Genomic DNA, 20463 nt, shown 5'->3' with positions numbered 1-20463 from the left:
CTCATCATCTCATTTCTTTAAAAGAATACTCCAGACTGCAATATGCAATTTGAATATGGCGTCGTCTCCCCGGTCCGGATAATTGCTTTCGCGTTACTTGTCAGCCTTTTAAAATCCTCATGGGAAACATATTCAATCGCTGAACCGAATTGCTGCTCCATGTATTGATGCTGTTCCGGGTTTTTAACCTTCACTTCTGTGGCAGCGATAACTTTTTCAACAACCATATCTTCGTGAACCGCCCGGATGACTTCTTGAAATGATGGTGTTCCAGGCGTTAATGCTAAATCTATCTTGCATACTCCGGGTGGCACCGGCAGCCCGGCATCACCTACGACAATATAATCGGTATGACCAAGGTCAACCAGGACCTTGGCTATTGAACTATTGATGATTCCTTGACGTTTCATGCTTCAAAGCCCCTCTCGACCTCTAACCTTTGCGGCATGCCGCCTTGAGCTCCTAATTTCGTCACGGAAATGGAGGCTGCCCGGTTCGCGAATAACAAACATTCGTCAAAACTTTTTCCTTCTGCAACAGCCACCGCAAAGGCAGCATTGAATGTATCCCCTGCGCCTGTTGTATCCACCGCTTCCACTTCAAAGCTTGGAACAACCTTTTCTTCATGTCCGTCAAAATAACGGACGCCTTTTTTTCCTTCGGTAATGAATAATTTATTGGGATACTCAGTCAAGACTTCCGTTCTATCTCTCCCATTGAAGAGTATCTCGAATTCATGTTCATTCGGAGTAAGGAATGATGCCTGTTGAATGACAGCCTCGCTTAGCTTCCGGGCGGGAGCTGGGTTCAATAGTAATCTCTTTTGAAGCGTGTTGCACAAGTCAGCCAGATACTCCACAGTTTCCTCAGGTATTTCTTGCTGAACCATCACGATATCCGATTCCTCTATCACCTTTTTCGCCTTTTGTACATATTCAGGAGTAATGAAGTCATTTGCACCTTTTATGAAAATAATGCTGTTATCACCTTCCGAAAGGGTAATATGTGCTGTTCCGGAAGCTGAACCTGTAACCGGTTCCACATACTCCGTGTTTACATGATTTTTTTTCAGATTTTCTAAGATGATCTCTCCATAGACATCATCTCCTACACATCCGACCATCGACACTTCTGCACCAAGACGTGCCGCTGCAACAGCCTGATTGGCTCCCTTTCCTCCAGGAACCGTGATAAAGGACTCTCCTAAAACCGTTTCACCGGCCATTGGCCGCTTGGCTGATGTCACCACTAAGTCCATTGAAGCACTTCCCACCACTGTAATTCTAATCATGTCTTCTCCGCCTTCCTTCTCGTTGTTTGTCTCTCCACAAAAGAAACAGGGAGCTTTTTATGTGTTACTTCCATTTTTTCTTGATTGATCCTTTTAATTAGCATTTCCGCCGCTTGTGCCCCCATCTCATAGGCTGGCTGCCGAATTGTCGATAACGGCGGGTGCAATAACGCTGTGAAGGAGATATCATCATAGCCGATCAATTGTATGTCGTCCGGTATCCGTATTCCCCGTTTTAAAATCTCCTGAAGTGCTGCGGCTGCAACAATATCATTGCAAGCAATGATTCCATCCGTTTCCGGATATTGCTCGAAAAGCTGCTTCACGCATGTTTGGCCGCCTTGAAGAGTTAGGGATGAATCCATGACTTGTACGTTCACTTTTGCTTGATTCAATTCTTCCAATGCTGCCATGTACCGTTCATATACAGGCTTTATTTCGACTGGCCCCCTAATGAGGACGATATTCGTACTGCCTCTATCCAGCAATACGCGTGCTGCCAGCTTACCGCCTGTCTTTTGATCGGAATAAACAGCCGGTAATTTCTCTGCTGTACGGTCGAGAAGGACAACTGGAATATCCAGATTATCGAAATTCTCATTGGCTTCTTCACTAGTTGAAGCAATCATGCCCACTACATTATTTTGCAGGAAAGTGTCAATATATTCTATTTCCTTATCTCTCTTTTCATCACTGTTTCCAAAAATCAACCGATAACCAAACTGCTGCAGATAATCCTCGACACCTCTTGCCATTTCTGGGAAGAAAGGATTCGTAATGTCCGGCAAAATCAAACCAACCAATTTGGATTTACGTTTGTAGAGAGATCTTGCCACTTCATTCGGTTTATAATTCAATTTTTCAACAGCTGCCATGACCACCTTTTTCGTGTCCTCATGTGCATAACCACTGCCATTCATAACTCTGGAAACCGTTGCCACAGAAACTCCAGCTTCCTTTGCCACATCCCGAATAGTTGCCAATATATCACCCTCAATGCTTTTGTGTAACCGTTTACACATAGCTTAGCACCAATTTAAATGAACGGCAAGCCCTATTCCAAAGATAATTTTTAGGGAATTTGAACCAAGGAGGATAACACAATCCTTTTTAATGTGATATTTGTTAATGATTATCGCACTCTATCATCTCGGCAATAGGTTTTACATCCTCATTACCTCATGATTTGATACTTCTATTTAAAACAAACAACAGAAGTTCTATCTAACAGTTACAACAAAATTGATTGGAGGGGCGTACAAGACTCCTGCGGGAAAAGCGCGTGCCTAGAGCGAAAATTAACGGTCAAATTGTAAAAGCTATAAAAAACAGTAGACAAACTCGATTTTCATCGTGTTTGTCTACTGTCTGAAACTGGCTCAAAATTCTGAGCCAACTTTAAAGCGTTTTTGCAGGTAACTTTTCATAAAGGGCATTATTCACATGCCCAAACTCAGATGCATGCGGACGGTCTTCACCATCGCTATATCCATATTGAAGCATCCGATTTCTATTCAGGCAGAGTTTCGTTAATTTTGGCGCAAAGAAATTGAATGTATCGAAACGATCCTGTAACATAGGGAATTTTTTCTGATGTGTAAGGATTGTTCGAGCGACGCCTTCCCAAAAAGCATTCTCATCCAAAAGGGACCTCTTCATCAAAAGTGTTGACAAGTATCGGAAATGACAGATGAATAGTCCCGTGAAAATGAATTGAACCAGCCCCTCTGGAGTCTCACTTCTTAATACTTTCCTTAAATCATCAGGAAGGCTGCTTAATTCAGGAAGCGGCTGATCACTGACGTTTACATCATCTACAAAATCCTTGATGGCCAAGCGGTGAGGCTTGTAATCCTTCAAAACTAAAATGGTATTTTGACCATGCGGCGAGAAGACCAATCCATATTGATAGATAAAATGCAATAATGGTGATAGGATGACTTCGAATAATTGAGCTGTCCAGGCTTCTGCAGTCAATCCCGATTTTTCAATAAGGCTTTCCACATATGGTTTACCTTTGCTGTCCACATGTAAAAGGGACGCAAGCGTAATGGGCTTCTCGCCTTCTTCCATATAACTGTAAATGCTTTCTCTCCAAATCCCCCCCAGCATCTCTAAATATTGATACGGTACATTCTCTAGCTTGGAATAATACGGGTGATCAACATTTAAACTGGCCACTTCACCAGGAAGCACTACTTTGCATTGTTCTTTCAAAAATGAATCATTTTCATAAATGTTCTTTATATACGTTGTGATTTTCGGGGCAATGACCGTGCGTTCAGCCGGCAATCCACGGTAGACTAGCGTATTTAAAATGCTCATCGGCAGCTTGACGTGGTGTTTATCCTTATTCGATACATTAACGAATGTCCGGATGGATTGTTGCGGCAAATACTTATCAGGACCATTTCCCAAAGCTACGATCAGCCCTTTAGCCAAGTCATCGGTAAAGTTCTGGATAATTACATTCTTCCACTGCCATTCATGAACTGGGAGGTAGTAATAGTTTTCTGCGTTCAGCCCTTTTTCTGTCAATATCTTTGCAAATGATTTTTGGGTTCCCCCATCCAGTTCATTCTCCATCAATTGCTTATAGGATAACGTTTCGACTGAATTGAACTCACCCCTCGTTTTATGGACGGCAATCCAGGATAACTGAACTTCCTTCTGGTTTTCTGGCGCGAACTTCAAATAATCATCATAACCGAAACCGATTCTTCCCTTGTTATAAGCAATCCAAGGGTGACCGCTCATTTCTCCTTCAAGTAATGCATAATCCAGTTCGACTAAATCATCCGCATCTTGTTCAGGTTTGGATAGCAATTGGAGATCCGCAAGCAGCGTATGATGGAATTCTTTGATTAAATGTCCTGTTGTTTCTGCAGTCATCCCAATTAACGGCTGGATGTCCAAAATGAATTGAATAGCATCTTTGGCCTGTGTAAAACCTGCCGCTTCACATACCTGGATCGATTCGGCCTGTACTTCATAGCTGTCAAAAAGACGGGGCGACGCTAAAAACCGATAAGATTTTCCCTCATTCACCATTAACTCATATAGATTTCCTGCTGCGTTTTCGTTCAGGACTGCTGGATGGATCATATCTTCATACATATACTCAGAAATCATCTTGGCCAGCAGGTTTTGGTTCACTATCGACCAATTTTTTTCTGAAACTGCCTGTTCCACTTCATTTATGAACTGCATATAATTCTCCCCTTCCCTTTTCTTAGTAAGCCATCACGGGTGTTTTTACACGGAATGACTGAAATGCACCCTTTGGCTTCGATGGATAAACTTCTTTACCTGCCAATTGATTGATGATAATCGAGTTTCTGAATGCCCCCAAGCCTAGATCCGGAGCACCCACACCATGTGTATGTATCTCGCCATTTTGGATAAAAAGGTGATTCGGTGTAGAGATGGCCGTTCCTACCTTATAGTCTTTCGTTATTGCAAGACGCCCCAAGTCATCGCGGACTAAATGGTCCTCCATGGTTTCAAGGAATGCCGGAAGGGTTGATTTATAGCCCGTCCCAAAAACAATTGCCTCTGTGTCAACATCAAATTCGCTATCTTCTACCCACTGTCGGCATTTCAATTCCCAGCCATTTTCAGCGGGGGTAACTGCCGTAACTTCCGTCATGGCCCGAAGTTCAATAGAAAGTTCGGCATTTCCAATCGATTTTTCATACATCTTGTCAAAAATCGCTGCAATTGTCGTAGCACTGATCCCTTTATACAATAAATCCTGTTTCGGCAGGATTTCATCTTTCTTTTCCTGCGGCAGCCGATAAAAGAAATCAAGGTAATCTGGAGTGAAGTATTCCAACCCGAGTTTTGAATATTCCATAGGGAAAAATCCCTTGGATCTTGTATACCAGTTTAGCTGGTAGCCATATTCCTCCTGCTCATTAAGCAAATCCAGAAAGACCTCGGCTGCACTCTGTCCAGATCCGACAACCGTTACGGATTTTTTCTTTAAGACGTTTTCTTTATTCCGTAAATAATCGGCCGAATGCAGGATGCTCTCTCCCATATATGGCTGAAAGGCCGATGGAACAGTCGGGGAGCTGCCAATTCCCATGACTACATGACGGCTATAATAGACTTCGATCTTTTGTGTTTGTACATCCCTTACACTGATTTGATAGCAGGGTTCACCTTGATCCCCTATATATTCAACCGCCTCCACCGCTTTTCCAAAACGGCAGCTATCAAGTTGATTGGCAGCCCAGCGGCAATAGTCGTTATATTCTTTTCGTGGAATCAAGAATTTTTCAAGGAAGTAGAAATGATACAGCCGATCATGCTGCTGTAAATAATTCAGGTAACTATATGGGCTTGTCACATCTGCCATGCTAACTAGATCGGCAAAGAATGGCACTTGCAGAGTCGTCCCTTCCAACAGCATCCCTTCATGCCAATTAAATTCCCGCTTTTTCTCAAAAAAGACGGCATTCAACTCCGGGGTTTTCTCCAAAAGGGCCGCAAGTCCCAGATTAAAGGGACCAATCCCTATCCCTACCAGGTCATAGATAGATTGTTGCTTCTCCATAGTTCCACTTCCTCTCGAAATTCCCCCGTGTGCATGACATAAGCAATGCTGTTTTGTCTGGGAGTTCAATCTCTTTAATTGGGGTAAACCCGCATTTTTCAAATAAATGGATCATCTTTGCATTCCTGATATCCGGTTCAGCCATCACTTTGTTTGTGGTTGAAGTCAGTAGTTGGAATTTCACCATTGCACGTAAAAACGGCAAAGCCAGTCCTTTTCCTAGATAGTCCGGATCACCAATGAGTAAATGAATGCCTTGATCTCCCTCTTCGGATTCATAATAACCTTCGATGATATCGCCATTTACCCAATACGATTCCCAATAGCTCATGGGAATGGAGTCCAAACAGCCTAAATAAAGTGTTTGGTGTGTATCAGCCAATGCCTTTTTTAAATGAACAGCGAATTTTTCTTTTGTGAAATTCAAATTCCAGTAGGGTATCACATGATCTTCATGCATCCATTTATGCAGTGTATTCAAATCCCTCTCAAATTCAACTTTGACAAATGAAAGCTGTTTATTGCAGTCCTTGAGCATTTCTTCATAACTATTTTTCATGGACGGCCATAACCCCCTGCGCAAACGGATTATCAATCGTTGTATAAACGGATTGTGTCTCAAGTGAACCAACAAGCTCATCCATATCATGGAATCGTGTCAGTAAATTAGCCTTACAAGTTAATTCCCGGTCATGAAGCAACTTTGAAACAACTCGATTCAACCCTTCATCTTCGCTATCCCTGCTGCATGTTTCCAGTTGTTCCTGAACGAGCTGTAACAGTTTGTTCTCTGATACTAATCCTTCCGTTCCAAAATTATTGATTAGGCCTAATAAGTGATTAAAAAAGAAATAGTATTGCAGTCTTTCTTCAGCGACTTCATCAGAACAAATCGTGAAGCTTTTTTCACTTAGTTCAGGCAGGATCTTCAGTAGCCTGTCCACTTTGGACTCACAATAGTAATACCCTTGATTATCACGATAATAAAAAGCGGCTGGATACCCATCTTGAAGTTGAATGATGGAATTTTGTTGATGGGCTTCCAAAACGATTCCATACTCTTCGAATAGCCAAAGCATCGGTTTCAATGTCATTGACAGATAGGTTTTGAACCAATCCTTACTAACTTCTTCGGTACTGCGGTCTTCATCAGCTGATAATTTGCGGATGATCGCCCCAAGTCTTGATGGTGCCCCATAGGCATTATCCTGACATAAGCCGGCAATCAGGCTTGCTTGTTTATCGTTTTCAAAAAAAGGATTTTCCCGGATATCAACATCGAATCCCGATTCTTGCTCGGTCGTTTTAATCGTTAAGTAAGCAGGGTCCTTGATGATACGGAAGGAGGGATGCCGTTCTTTTAGATCGTCGCCCACTTTAGAATCTATTAATTTTGCAATTTCGACACCACGATCTAATTCCTTTTGCAGATTTGCACGTAAGGAATTCGTGATTTTAACCGGAACTGAAAATTTGTACATATATCTCGATGTGGCACTATATACCGTTCTAAATGAAGAGGTGGCAGTGAATTTTTTCCCAAGCGGTCCTGCATAAACTAGTGTTCCTTGCTCGATTAGCCTCTTGACCTCTTCTTTTTCGATAAGCACTTTTGCCTGGAGCGGGTGTGCCGGAATGATGATATACCGGCTTTCCTTTTGGCAATACGTCCGACGGAATTCACTGGATATCTCCAAGTCACCGGCTAACTCCTGTTTAATGATCTCACTTGCCGATCGGACTTCACTGGAATCCTGGATGACAATCGAAGGTTCTGCCAGGAAGTAGTGCAGCTGAAACTGACCTTTTAATTCGGGGGAATAGATCCATTCTTCTTTTTCTGAAATGCCTTGCTTGCTTTTAGGTGTCGGGTGGAACAGGTGCCCGAATAAAAGTGACTGCTCTGCTTCGATGTAGGTGAAATCGGGACTTTGAAGGGCATCGACGTCTTCCGTCCTGGCTTCAACATACCGTTGAATATTTTGGCTGCTTAGGATGACACGCAGCATCAATTCATCTTCACTATCCGTCCGGCCCTGCTCATTCAATAATTCTTTAGAAACAATCGAGACCATTGTCACGTAATCTAATTCATGTACTTGTTTGGATCCCGTTTGATAGTAAACCGGGAAGTGGAAAATATGACGCCCCGTTTCCGACCAGTATTTAAGCGGAACAAGCAATGCAATATCTTGGGATATGAGCTTACTGACCATCAATGAATCCGGAATGGACCCTCCCAAATTCGGCCAGTTCTTCGTTTCATCTAAACTGCAATTTCCGGTTTCCCGGAAATAGCAATTCAGAAAGCTTTGCATCGTCGCCCTTTCAGCTATTTGCTTACCATTCATCTTCATTCCTCCATCATCTTGAACATTTCACCTAATACTCGAATTTCGTCTAAAATGTCCTCTATGTGTTCAAGCCTTGTCATTGGATTCAATAGTGTCATTTTTAAATATACCTGTCCTTCAAAACGTGTTTTTGCTAAAAATGCCCGTCCGCTTTTCAGTAATTCTTGCTGAATCTGTTTATTTAATAGATTTACTAACTGATCACTTTCTCCTTCGGGATTATAACGGAATACAACCGCATTCAATTCAGGATCTTTATTCAATACTGTGAATCCTTCCTCTTTATCGATCTTCACAGCCACCTCACGTGCAAGGTGACAAGTATAATCGATCATTTCGGCAAAGGTATCCAGTCCAACGACCTTCAAGGACATCCAAAGCTTCAGTGCATCGAACCTTCTCGTCGTTTGAACCGATTTATTGACTAAGTGAACCATGCCCTCCGCTTCATCTTCCTGTGGATTCAAGTAATCTGCGTGATGCTGGATATATTGAAATGAGTTGCTGTCAGAGACAAGAAAAGCACCACAACTGATGGGTTGATAGAATAATTTGTGAAAATCAACCGTAATCGAGTCGGCCCGTTCAATTCCGCTGATTAAGTCTTTGTAATCCTTACTTAGAATCATCGCGCCTCCATATGCGGCGTCCACATGCAGCCATATCCCATTCTTCCTTGCAGCTTCGGACAATTCGTGTAATGGATCGATTGAACCAAAATCCGTTGTCCCACAAGTTGCAACGATGGCAAATGGCAGTAAACCCTGTTTCTCCAAAAGCAGCAATTGATGATTTAATTCGTCCATGGACAAACGGTGATTTGCATCCGTTTTAATCGTGATTACAGCCTGTTCACCAAGCCCCAGCTGTGCCGCCGACTTCCGAACCGTAAAGTGGGCAGCCTCAGAGCATAAAATCCGCAATTTATTCGCCTCGGCCGGCAAGCCCTGCTTTTGAACGTCAACACCCCAGAAACGCTTACAATAAGCGTCCCTTGCCAGTAGCAGGCCCATATAATTAGATTGGGTTCCACCGCTTGTGAAAATCCCATCCGCTTGTTCCGGTAACCCTACCTGGCTGCACAGCCAATCTATTAAACGTTCTTCAACGAAGGTTGCCGACGAGCTTTGGTCCCATGAATCCATGGATTGATTCAACGTACCAATAACCATTTCGGCAGCAACGGCAGGTATTAATGTCGGGCAATGCAAATGTCCGATACATGCAGGGCTTTGTACATTGATGCTGTCATTGATAACAAACTCTGCCAGCTCATCCGCCACTGCTTCCATTGACTCCCCTTTTAGGGAAGCGGGGAGCAGCCCGCTTAACCTTGCTTCGATTTCATACGGTTTTTTCCCAGAGTATGGTGAATTATTCCCCTTTAAAAAGTTGGTCAGCTTTTTTTCAATGATTTTTAATGACTGGCTGTAGTTATTGAAACCTTCTTCGTTATTCAAGAACATCTGAGAATAAGCAAAGTCCGTTTTATTTATCATTTCGATCATTGATCATTCACCCTCTTGCAACAGCTGCACGAACAGCTTGTTCAAAAATTGCAGTGGCCTCGCGAAGCTGGGATTCCGTTACGATCAGTGGAGGCAAGAACCTCACTACACTTCCATGTCTGCCGCCAACTTCCAGAATCAGCCCTCTTTGAAAACATTCCTGTTGAATGGCACTGGCAAGTTGCGAATCAGCAGGATGGCTTCCATTCGCATTTTGCGGTTCTTCATGATTGATCATCTCTACACCGACCATTAATCCACGGCCCCTGACATCGCCGATCTGCTTAATATCTTTTTGCAAATCTTTAAGAATATCCTTTAAGATTTCCCCCATTTTAGCGGCATGCTCCACAAGATTCGTCTCTTTCATGTATTTTAAAGTAGCTGTTCCTGCTGCCATTGCCATTTGATTTCCGCGGAACGTACCGATATGTGCACCTGGTGACCATAGGTCCAGCTCTTTGTTATAAATCACCACCGATAATGGAAGACTTCCGCCTATTGCTTTGGATAGTACAAGAACATCCGGAACGATACCTGCATGTTCAAAGGCAAACATCTTCCCTGTACGGCCGATACCTGATTGAACTTCGTCGATAATTAGCGGAATGCCCTTCTCTTTCGTTATTCTTCTGATTTCCTTAAGCCATGGAATTGGAGCTGGAATGGAACCTCCCTCGCCTTGCACTGCCTCCAAAATCATCCCTGCAGGTGCCAATAATCCTGATTCGGGATCATTCAATAGATTTTCGATATACTGGCTGCTGATTTTATGGCTTTCTTCTCCGCCTATTCCGAAGGGACAGCGATATTGATAGGGATACGGCAGGAATTGCACATCTGGCATTAACCCTTGTATTTTTTCCTTTGGTTTTGTATTGCCGCTGATTGACATGGTTGCATGCGTTGCCCCGTGGTAAGCTCCTTGGAAAGATAAAATGCTTCTGTTGCCTGTCGCTGTTTTGACCAGTTTAAGTGCTGCCTCGATGGCATCTCCGCCAGTAGGACCGCAGAATTGGATTTTTGCATTTTTCCTGAATTCCTCTGGCAGGCATTCAAAAATTTCATCGACGAACTGCTCTTTGATCGGCGTCGTAAAGTCCAATGTATGTAAAGGACGTTTATCCTTAAGAACTTTTTCCATTGCTTCAAGCACTGCCGGATGATTGTGTCCGAGCGCTAATGTTCCAGCCCCGGCAAGAAAATCAATATATCGTTTTCCATCCATGTCTGTCAGGTAAATTCCCTCTGCTTGATCGATCGCCATGGGTAATCTTCTAGGATAAGATCGGGCATTCGATTCCCTTGTATTTTGTTGTTCCAATAGTTGGTCATTTTTTGTAAGCATGTTCGTTATCATAGTTAACCTCCATGTATTGAATTGATTGAGAATAATTATCATTATCGTGTAACCTATTCTAATGATAATGATAATTATTCTCAATGAGTAAATTCACTCATTTTTCTTCTATTAAATTCCAATAAAATTAAGAAAAGGTTAAAACTGGGGCCTGGTCTCTATTTATCTATTGAATATAAAAATGTTCTTAAGGTTTTATTAAAGATTCTGTTAATAAGGTGAATGCATCCAAAAATCAAGGAAAAGGAGGAACAACAATGAATGGTTTAAAGGGAAGGCGGGAACTCAAACATGCAATCACCAAAGCGGATTGCCATTTATTAAGAAAAAACCTAAAAAACTTCATGAGGCTTGATCCCCATGGGCTGGATGGGAAATATTTAATTCGAAGTGTCTATTTCGATAACTTTGACAATAAAATCCTGCGGCAAAAAACAGAGGGATTTTATCACAGGGATAAGTTCAGGGCTAGATTTTATGATCATGATACCGATTTCATCAATCTAGAAAAAAGAGTAAGCGGAATAACCTTACCTATAAACAGAAGTGCAGGCTTTCTGCTAGAGAATACGAACGGATTCGTTCAGGGGATATTGATTGGATGTCCGGGGATTCAAGGTATATCCTTAGGGACTTATATGTGCAAATGACCCTTTTCCAAATCAAGCCGACAACCGTCGTTGACTATGAAAGGGAGGTATTCATCTATGAGTACGGAAATGTGCGGGTCACCTTTGACAGTAATGTGAAAACGAGCTATCGGGATACGGACTTCCTGAATCCCGAATTAATCGTGGTTGATGCTTTAGACCCAGATTGTGTCATCCTGGAAATAAAATTCGACGAATTTCTTCCGGATATCATCAAACAATTGTTATCCATCATCGATACTAGAAAAACAGCTTTTTCAAAATATCAACTAAGCAGAAGATACGGCTGATTGCAGCAAACATATAATATTTGGAGGAATAGCAAATGGATACGACCGGCAACTAGCACCACTTTTAATGATATTTTCCAATCAAGCTTTTTGGACAAGACCGAGAGCTTTTCAATCATCGACTCCCTAATTGGATTACTGTTGGCATTTGCCATCGGATTGTTCATTTACGTCATTTATAAGAAGACCTTTTCCGGTGTGATGCACTCACACAATTCCAATATTTCCCTGATCATCTTGACAATGGCCACTGCTTTGATCATCATGGGCATATCAACTAATATCGTTATCTCCCTTGGTATGGTCGGTGCCCTCTCCATCGTACGGTTCAGAACGCCTATCAAAGATCCCATGGACTTGGTCTTCCTATTCTGGGCAGCGGTTTCCGGGATTTTATGCAGGGCAGGATTAATTCCGCTGGTTATCATTGATGCCATTTTAATAGGTATTGTGATGCTCATATTTGCCAACCGGATCACTGTTGAAAATCCATTTTTATTAATCGTTAAATATTCAGATGCATCAAAAAACGATAATAGACTTACGAAAAGCTGAGGTATCCCTAAAATCCGGGATGCCTTTTTTGAATTGGCGTATAGCCTTTTCCGGGTTATTCCTCCACATTTGATTAATTTTTAGCTGCCAATCAATATAAAATACCCTTATCTGGTATAAAATAGTAAAATAGAGAGGTAAATGAACCTCAATCAAGAGGGTTGTTCACTTGTTTATCATTTGATTTTAGTGGGTAAAGATTTCCATTATTACTTTATCTGATTGCATTAGTTTCACTTTTGTTAAAATCGGATCGGTGTCAGGGGGGAAACGGATGAAAAGAAATCATACGATGATGCAATTTTTTGAGTGGCATCTTGAGGCAGATGGTTCTCATTGGGAAAGATTGAAATATGCAGCCTCCAAGTTGAAGGATATAGGAATTGACTGTGTTTGGCTTCCGCCAGTTACCAAAGGGCAATCCGTTGGGGATAATGGATATGGAATATATGACGGTTACGATTTGGGGGAATTTGACCAAAAAGGAACTGTTCGTACCAAATACGGGACCAAAGATGAATTGCTGCAAGCAATAGCCACTTGCCATAACTACGGACTTTGCGTTTATATCGATTTAGTCATGAACCATAAAGCAGGAGCTGATGGAACCGAAAAATTTGAAGTGATTGAAGTCAATCCAGACAACCGGATGGAAGATATCTCAGAACCATTTGAAATGGAAGGCTGGACAAAATTCGATTTTCCGGGCCGTAAAAATAAATACTCTGACTTTAAGTGGAACCATACTCACTTTAATGGTACAGACTATGATGCCGAACACGACAAAATGGGTGTATTTCGAATCACAGGCGAAAATAAGCACTGGAATCCGCATGTCATCGATGAATTCGGAAACTATGATTATTTAATGTTTGCCAACATCGATTACAGCCTGCCGGAAGTTCGTCAGGAAATGATTAGCTGGGGAAAATGGATGGTTGATACGTTAAAGTGTGATGGTTTTCGTTTGGACGCCGTTAAACATATCGATTATGAATTCATCAATGAATTTCTCCAAGAACTCATTCCTTATACAAAGGAACATTTCTTCATGGTCGGCGAATTTTGGAAGGCGGATGTTAAAGCTTGTCAAACTTACTTAGAGCAAACCAATCATGACCTCAACTTGTTCGATGTTTCCCTGCATTATAAATTTCATGAGGCCTCAAAAGCAGGAACAGACTTCGACCTCTCAACCATCTTTGATGATACCCTCGTCCAAACCAATCCGGCACAGGCCGTCACTTTTGTCGACAACCATGACTCCCAGCCTCATGAATCACTGGAGTCCTGGGTAAAGGACTGGTTCAAACCATCGGCATATGCACTTACCCTGCTTAGACTTTGCGGTTATCCGTGTGTCTTTTACGGGGACTATTATGGAATCGGCGGACCTTCTCCCGTGCCTGGGAAAAAGGATATCCTGGATCGCCTACTATATGCTAGGTATGAAAAAGCTTACGGAGAACAGACTGACTACTTTGATGATCCAAATACGATAGGCTGGGTCCGGCACGGAGTTGAAGAGCTAGAAGGCTCCGGGTGTGCCGTCATTATCTCCAATGGAGATCACAACAGTGAAAAAAGGATGTTCGTCGGTGAACATCGTGCTGGTGAAATCTGGATTGATTTAACTTGTCATAAAGATGACCACATTACCATTGAAGAAGATGGTTTCGCTACCTTCCCCGTTCATGGGAAAAGCGTATCCGTATGGGCCTTGAACAATCCACTTTAAAAAGGGATAGCAATGAACGGCATGTCGCTTGCAGATATGCCGTTCTTTGCGATGACACCACCCTAGGAGATTTTTAAAAAAGATAATTTTTCCATTGCGGTCAATCATGGTAAGATTAGGGAAAAAGGAGTTGAAGGAAAAATGAAAAATGAAATCATTGAAAGATTCACTTCTTATGTGAAAGTGGATACCCAATCGAATGAGGAAAATCCCTCATGTCCCTCTACACCCGGACAACTGACCTTGGCAAATGCATTGGTCAAGGAACTTCAATCCATTGGGATGACGGAAGTGACTATTGATTCGAACGGCTATGTCATGGCAACCTTGCCAGCCAATTCAAGTAAGGATGTCCCGACAATCGGTTTCTTGGCCCATGTCGATACAGCAACGGATTTTACCGGAAAAGATGTAAAACCGCAAATCGTTGATAACTATGATGGAAAAGATCTTACTTTACATGAAAAATTGGATGTCATTCTTTCACCTGATGATTTTCCTTCGCTTAAGAACTATAAAGGGCATACCTTGATTACAACGGATGGGACAACCCTGTTAGGAGCAGATAATAAGGCAGGAATTGCCGAAATCATGACTGCCATGGATTATTTGATCCAGCATCCGGAAATCAAGCATGGAAAAATCCGTGTTGCTTTTACTCCCGATGAGGAAATCGGCAGGGGACCCCATAAGTTTGATGTAAATGCCTTTGATGCCCAATTTGCTTACACCGTGGACGGTGGCCCACTTGGAGAGCTTGAATATGAGAGCTTCAATGCAGCATCGGCCAAAATCCTGATCAAAGGGACGAACATTCACCCCGGTACGGCTAAAGGAAAAATGGTGAATTCGGCAAAAATCGCCATGGAATTCCATAATAAGCTCCCAGTGGCAGAAGCACCGGAATATACGGAAGGTTACGAAGGATTTTATCATCTGCTTTCATTTCACGGTGATGTGGAAGAGACCAAACTTTCTTACATCATCAGGGATTTCGACCGCCAAAAATTCAATGAACGCAAGGAATATATAATAAAAGTAATCGAAGATTTAAAAGAAAAATATGGGCAAAACCGTATCCAGCTCGAATTACACGACCAATACTTCAACATGAAGGAAAAAATTGAGCCCGTGAAGGAAATCGTGGATATTGCCCATGAAGCAATGGAGAAACTCGATATAAAACCGCAAATCTCACCAATACGAGGTGGTACGGATGGTTCTCAATTATCGTATATGGGCCTGCCGACACCCAACATCTTTACGGGCGGGGAGAACTTTCACGGCAAATATGAATTTATTTCCGTCGATAATATGATACTGGCCACTAAGGTGATTGTTGGCATTGCATCACTTTTTGAAGAAAAGGCAAAGTAGCTTGATACGAAATATCTATTGAAAAACCCCCTGACTTCAAGTCTGGGGGTTTTTCAATAGATATTAAACGCGTTTCCAGTGACGGTGCTTGGCAATTGCCTCGATAAAGGCAGAACCGCTATTTTTATCCGTAACAGCTACAATGCCTGAAGCTAGATCATCGGAAACGATGCCTGCCCTCGATAAGATCTCGGCTCCTTCTTTTCCCGCACCAATTGCTTTAAAATGATTGTAGGCTTCATCAACAAAGTAGATGGGTACCTTGGATGCCTTTAGAGCATCGACACTCTCCTGGCCTCCTGCCACATATACAGCATCGAAAAGTACCGAATCGGCTGTCAGGAATGTCTGATTCACCTCGACCTGCTCTCCTTCAGAACTTGTAACCACTCCACGATTATGACTGATGAATTCAGCCGTTATACCTGCCGATTTAAATGACTCCAAGACTGAATTAACCTCTGAACCGTTGAAACCATCCGCAGCCAAGATTGCCACTTTTCTTGTTGCGGCCGTGTTCACTTTCATTTGCTCCTGGCTTAAAGCCGGAGAAGCCAAGTCCATTTTAACCTCACTATTGTTGGCTGGGGGATTCACGCCCACTCCAATGGCGATCGTTTTGGCCAGTTCAACATCCACATTGCTGAACATCTCGACAATTTGCTGCTGAACGTCCTTACTTTTCACTTTTCCCACTTCAAAGTGGAAAGCCTGAATAATATGTTCCTTCTCCACTTCCGTCATGCTATTCCAAAATAGTTTAGCCTGGCTGTAATGATCCTTGAAGCTTTCACTGCGCTGCCGGACCTTCCTGCCATCGACCTTTTCCTGGTAATGAGCATAGCCGCCTTCCCCTTCCGAAGCAGGTTCAGGAGAGTTGCCTGCAAGGGAATTTTTGTGGTAGCTGACCGGCCCTGGATTTATTGACATTCGGTGCATGCCGTCGCGCTGATTATTATGAACAGGGGCAAGCGTCCTATTAATCGGAAGCTCATGGAAGTTCGGTCCTCCCAATCTGGATAGCTGGGTATCGGTGTATGAGAATAAACGTCCCTGGAGCAGCGGATCATTTGAAAAATCAATACCCGGTACAACATGCCCCGGATGGAAAGCTATCTGTTCCGTCTCTGCAAAAAAGTTATCCGTATTTTGGTTCAAAACCATTTTTCCGATTATTTTAACCGGAATTTGTTCTTCCGGCCATAGTTTAGTAGGATCAAGGATATCAAACTCGAATTTAAATTCATCTTCTTCCTTAATCATTTGGACGCCAAATTCAAATTCAGGATAGTTTCCGGTATCTATCGCTTCCCATAGATCTTGGCGGTGAAAATCAGGATTCTTCCCTGCAATTTTCTGTGCCTCATCCCAGACCAGGGATTTAACTCCCAGTACAGGCTTCCAATGGAATTTAACGAAATGGGCCACGCCTTGTTCATTTACAAAACGGAAAGTGTGGACACCAAACCCTTCCATCATCCGGAAACTTCTCGGTATGGCCCTATCAGATAGATGCCACATGATCATATGTGCGGTTTCTTCATTGTTGGCGACGAAATCCCAAAAAGTATCATGCGCAGATGCGGCCTGAGGAATTTCGTTATGAGGCTCCGGTTTAACCGCATGGATTAAATCCGGGAACTTAATGGCATCCTGGATAAAAAACACCGGAATATTATTTCCGACCAAATCATAGTTTCCTTCCTCCGTATAAAACTTTGTAGAAAATCCCCTTACATCACGGACCGAGTCTGCCGATCCGCGGGGAACGAATACTGGTGTCTTGACTGAAGGGTCTTGCAGGAACTTGGCTTTTGTATATTCGGCCATCGATTCATATACCTGAAAATATCCATGAGCACCTGATCCACGCGCATGGACAATCCTCTCAGGAATACGCTCATGGTCAAAATGAGTCATTTTTTCCCGGAAATGAAAATCCTCCATCAAAGTTGGACCACGGGTTCCCACTTTCAAAGAATGCTCATCCTCAGAAACACGCAAACCTTGGTTAGTTGTCATCTTTTTCCCATTATCATCCACTCGATATTGATCCAACTGCCGCTGCTTACTTTGCTCATCAATTCTTTCGCCGCTTTCATTTGCTTTCGTCATCCCACTCATTCCCCTCCCTCTCTAAGAATTCAGATTAATTCATGTTGTTTATTGCCTACAGGATCGTTGACTTCCACTCCAGGCACTCGCTTTTCCCGCAGGAGTCTCGCACCTTACGTTCCAATCAACTTTGTTTTAAAATTAGATAGAATTCCTTTTTTCTACAAACAGATGTATTTATTGTTTCGAAATAATTGCGTTATCCTTCCTCATATACCACTCAGTTTTGGCGGTTAAACAGAATTTAGAGAAAGAATCTTAACCTCCTCATAAACAAAAAAACTACTATTTCAGTGAGGGCGGATTATTCCGGGGAGGTCGAATTTTTTCCAGGTAGGTCGAATCATCTGTGTATGGGTCGAAAAATTCCCGTTCCAGTTTTGAAAAAATGAGGATGGGAAGAAAAACATATAAAAAAGAAGCGGGAAGACCGATTTTCGGTCTTCCCGCTTCTTTTCATTCAACACCTTTTAGTTCTTAAAGGCCTCTGAAACCTTCAAAAGTTTGCCTTTTACTTTCGTATTTTTCATCACTTTCAAGACAAGCGGTCCCTTTTCATTCAATATTTCCACATAAGACACATTGTCCTGGATCGTAATGATCCCGATGTCCTCTGCATTCACTCCATCAATCTTTGCGATGGTCCCGACAAAATCCACAGCCCTGAGCTTCTTTTTCTTGCCGCCATTAAAATACAGCTTCATGATTTGTTTATTCAATTGTTCACTTTTATCTTTTTTGATCTTTGGACGGGCTTCCAGTTTGGCTTCGAATTCCATTTTTTTATTGGAAACTTCCTCTTTTGAAGGAACAGCCATCTTAGGGATTTCAAAACCGATATATCCTTGAATCTCCGTAAGGAATTTGTCTTCGTACGGCGTCACAAAAGTAATGGCTTTTCCTTTTTTACCGGCACGGCCCGTTCTTCCAGTTCGATGTACGTAACTTTCCTTTTCCAATGGCAGGTCATAGTTAATTACATGGGTTATATTGTCGATGTCAATTCCACGGGCAGCAACATCTGTCGCAACCAAATAGCGGAATTCGCCTCTTCTGAATTCATTCATCACTGCAAGGCGATCTTCCTGAAGCATGCCGCCGTGAATCATGTCACACGGATATTCCAGTTCCAGCAGCTGTTCACATACTTGGTCCACCCTATCTTTTGTCCGGCAGAAAATGATGCAGCTATCGGGGTTTTCCGTGATGGTGACGTCTCTAAGCAGGGAAAACTTATCATCTTCTTTCACTTCAATAAGGGCATGGTCAATTTTCTCCGTCGTTAAACCCTTTGCTTTGATTTCAATATCCAAAGGATCCTTCATATATTGCTTGCATAGCTTTTTTATACTCTCCGGTAATGTAGCAGAGAACAGCATGGTTACTCTTTCTTTCGGAAGCTCCTTAATAATGGCTTCCACTTGTTCGATGAAGCCCATATTCAGCATTTCATCCGCTTCATCAATAACTAAATGAGTTAAGCGTTCCAAGGCGAATGTCCCTTTCTCGATATGATCAAGAACACGCCCCGGCGTTCCGACGACTACATGGCTTTTTTGTTTCAATTCCGCTTTTTGCAGTGCGAATGGATGTTTTCCATAAACTGCAGTAGCCTTTATCCTTTTAAATCTGCCTATATTCGTAATATCCTCTTTTACCTGCACGGCAAGCTCACGTGTCGGTGTTAAAATAAGCGCCTGAGGCTTATTCTCCTCCCACTCGACCATTTCGCAGATCGGTATGCCGAATGAAGCGGTCTTGCCGCTTCCCGTTTGCGATTTAACGACAAGATCCCGCTTTTTCAGCGCCACTGGAATAACCTCACGCTGGACTTCGGTTGGACGTTGATATCCCAAGCTTTCTAATGCCCTTACAATTTCATCGCTTAATGTATAATCAGTAAAACTCAATTCATTCATATAACAGCCTCTTTTTTGTTTAGTATGTTGCTTTATTGTTTCCATAATCGTAATTTCCTTATACAGAGTTCTATTATACGCGATATGCATCGATAAACCTTGTAATATCCAAATTCAATTGTTCTATTTCAATATAATGAAACGTCCGTCTTCATTGAAACAATGTCTTTAGGCCTCATGATTCGAGTTAATCAAAATGGACCCTGCTTCTTTCAATATGCTAAAATATGTATGAAATTGCGAAAAAAAAGGGTGTATATTCCAAACCGATGGCCAAAAGGAGGACTCATTTATGATAATCGTAACGAATAGAATCAGAGTCAAAAAAGGGATGGGTGCAGTCATGGCCCCAGGATTTACTGCACCTGGTCCACTTGATACTATGGAAGGCTTCGTGAAAGTTGAAGTATTATTAACGCAGAATTTGACGGATCACGATGAACTGAGCGTTAATATGTACTGGAAAAACCTCGATAACTTTACTGCTTGGAGAAATAGCGATGCATTCAAAGCTGCACATAAACGGCCTGAACCAGGTTCCGGTGAAGCAAAAAAAGAATCTCCAATTCTAGGCAGCGAGCTTACAACGTATGAAGTCGCCTCGGTAAAGGAAATAGCTAAATAATGAAATCACAAAAAAGAGGCCGCAAATGAACTGCACCCCAATTGTTAGACACCATCTAACAATTGGAGGTGCTATTTTTTATGACAAAATATTCATTAGAGTTGAAATTAAAAGCTGTCC

14 protein-coding genes and 2 pseudogenes are annotated in these 20463 nt (G+C 42.3%); 5 read left to right on the top strand and 11 right to left on the bottom strand.

Annotation, left to right across the window (positions count from 1 at the left end):
• Positions 1-17: 17 nt before the first annotated feature.
• From rbsD to ACIQ0C_RS14600, 9 genes are all read right to left on the bottom strand, one after another.
• Positions 18-410: a D-ribose pyranase gene (gene rbsD / locus ACIQ0C_RS14640; RefSeq protein ID WP_403061139.1), complete on the bottom strand. Its 393-nt coding sequence runs from the start codon at positions 408-410 to the stop codon at positions 18-20.
• Entirely contained in the window at positions 407-1291 is an 885-nt protein-coding gene (gene rbsK, locus ACIQ0C_RS14635) for a ribokinase (RefSeq protein WP_403061136.1), read from the bottom strand. The genes rbsD and rbsK overlap by 4 nt, the downstream gene beginning before the upstream one ends.
• Positions 1288-2313: a LacI family DNA-binding transcriptional regulator gene (locus ACIQ0C_RS14630; RefSeq protein ID WP_403061133.1), complete on the bottom strand. Its 1026-nt coding sequence runs from the start codon at positions 2311-2313 to the stop codon at positions 1288-1290. The genes rbsK and ACIQ0C_RS14630 overlap by 4 nt, the downstream gene beginning before the upstream one ends.
• Before the next feature lie 376 nt (positions 2314-2689).
• Positions 2690-4501, bottom strand: coding sequence for an IucA/IucC family protein (locus tag ACIQ0C_RS14625; RefSeq protein WP_403061130.1), 1812 nt, complete (start codon positions 4499-4501; stop codon positions 2690-2692).
• A 22-nt stretch (positions 4502-4523) separates the two neighbouring features.
• The gene (locus ACIQ0C_RS14620) at positions 4524-5852 is read right to left on the bottom strand and encodes a lysine N(6)-hydroxylase/L-ornithine N(5)-oxygenase family protein (protein ID WP_403061127.1); all 1329 of its coding nucleotides are present in this window, start codon (positions 5850-5852) and stop codon (positions 4524-4526) included.
• Entirely contained in the window at positions 5827-6411 is a 585-nt protein-coding gene (locus ACIQ0C_RS14615; protein WP_403061125.1) for a GNAT family N-acetyltransferase, read from the bottom strand. The genes ACIQ0C_RS14620 and ACIQ0C_RS14615 overlap by 26 nt, the downstream gene beginning before the upstream one ends.
• Positions 6401-8203 (bottom strand): IucA/IucC family protein, encoded by a 1803-nt coding sequence (locus ACIQ0C_RS14610; protein WP_402835528.1) that lies wholly within the window; start codon positions 8201-8203, stop codon positions 6401-6403. The genes ACIQ0C_RS14615 and ACIQ0C_RS14610 overlap by 11 nt, the downstream gene beginning before the upstream one ends.
• Before the next feature lie 2 nt (positions 8204-8205).
• Entirely contained in the window at positions 8206-9714 is a 1509-nt protein-coding gene (locus ACIQ0C_RS14605; protein WP_403061123.1) for a pyridoxal phosphate-dependent decarboxylase family protein, read from the bottom strand.
• Between the two features lie 7 nt (positions 9715-9721).
• Positions 9722-11074 carry an aspartate aminotransferase family protein gene (locus ACIQ0C_RS14600; protein WP_403061120.1) on the bottom strand — a complete coding sequence of 451 codons (1353 nt, stop codon included), beginning with the start codon at positions 11072-11074 and terminating at the stop codon, positions 9722-9724.
• A gap of 257 nt (positions 11075-11331) precedes the next feature.
• Between ACIQ0C_RS14600 and ACIQ0C_RS14595 the strand changes: the two are divergent.
• The 4 genes and pseudogenes from ACIQ0C_RS14595 (at position 11332) to pepT (ending at position 15684) form a co-directional block, all read left to right on the top strand.
• Positions 11332-12014, top strand: a pseudogene (locus ACIQ0C_RS14595) (polyphosphate polymerase domain-containing protein).
• A gap of 39 nt (positions 12015-12053) precedes the next feature.
• A pseudogene (locus tag ACIQ0C_RS14590) lies at positions 12054-12545 on the top strand (DUF4956 domain-containing protein); the annotation flags it as partial.
• 298 nt (positions 12546-12843) lie between these two features.
• Positions 12844-14307: an alpha-amylase gene (locus tag ACIQ0C_RS14585; protein WP_402835522.1), complete on the top strand. Its 1464-nt coding sequence runs from the start codon at positions 12844-12846 to the stop codon at positions 14305-14307.
• A gap of 141 nt (positions 14308-14448) precedes the next feature.
• On the top strand, positions 14449-15684 hold the full coding sequence (gene pepT / locus ACIQ0C_RS14580) for a peptidase T (RefSeq protein WP_403061117.1): 1236 nt from the start codon (positions 14449-14451) through the stop codon (positions 15682-15684).
• Positions 15685-15747: 63 nt separating this feature from the next.
• Here the strand turns inward: pepT and ACIQ0C_RS14575 are convergent, their stop codons facing one another.
• Together ACIQ0C_RS14575 and ACIQ0C_RS14570 are read right to left on the bottom strand one after the other, a co-directional pair.
• Positions 15748-17799, bottom strand: a complete 2052-nt coding sequence (locus ACIQ0C_RS14575; RefSeq protein ID WP_403061114.1) for a catalase — start codon at positions 17797-17799, stop codon at positions 15748-15750.
• A 470-nt stretch (positions 17800-18269) separates the two neighbouring features.
• Entirely contained in the window at positions 18270-19718 is a 1449-nt protein-coding gene (locus tag ACIQ0C_RS14570; protein ID WP_402835519.1) for a DEAD/DEAH box helicase, read from the bottom strand.
• Positions 19719-20010: 292 nt separating this feature from the next.
• Here ACIQ0C_RS14570 and ACIQ0C_RS14565 point away from each other — a divergent pair, with 292 nt between their 5' ends.
• Positions 20011-20343: a heme oxygenase gene (locus ACIQ0C_RS14565; protein WP_403061111.1), complete on the top strand. Its 333-nt coding sequence runs from the start codon at positions 20011-20013 to the stop codon at positions 20341-20343.
• Positions 20344-20463 lie beyond the last annotated feature (120 nt).

It is taken from the genome of Peribacillus sp. NPDC096448 (genome assembly GCF_044762675.1).
GTDB classification, from domain to species: Bacteria; Bacillota; Bacilli; order Bacillales; family DSM-1321; genus Peribacillus; species Peribacillus frigoritolerans_B.
The sequence above is the reverse complement of the archived record's forward strand: the minus strand, read 5'-3'. Positions and strand labels throughout refer to the sequence as shown.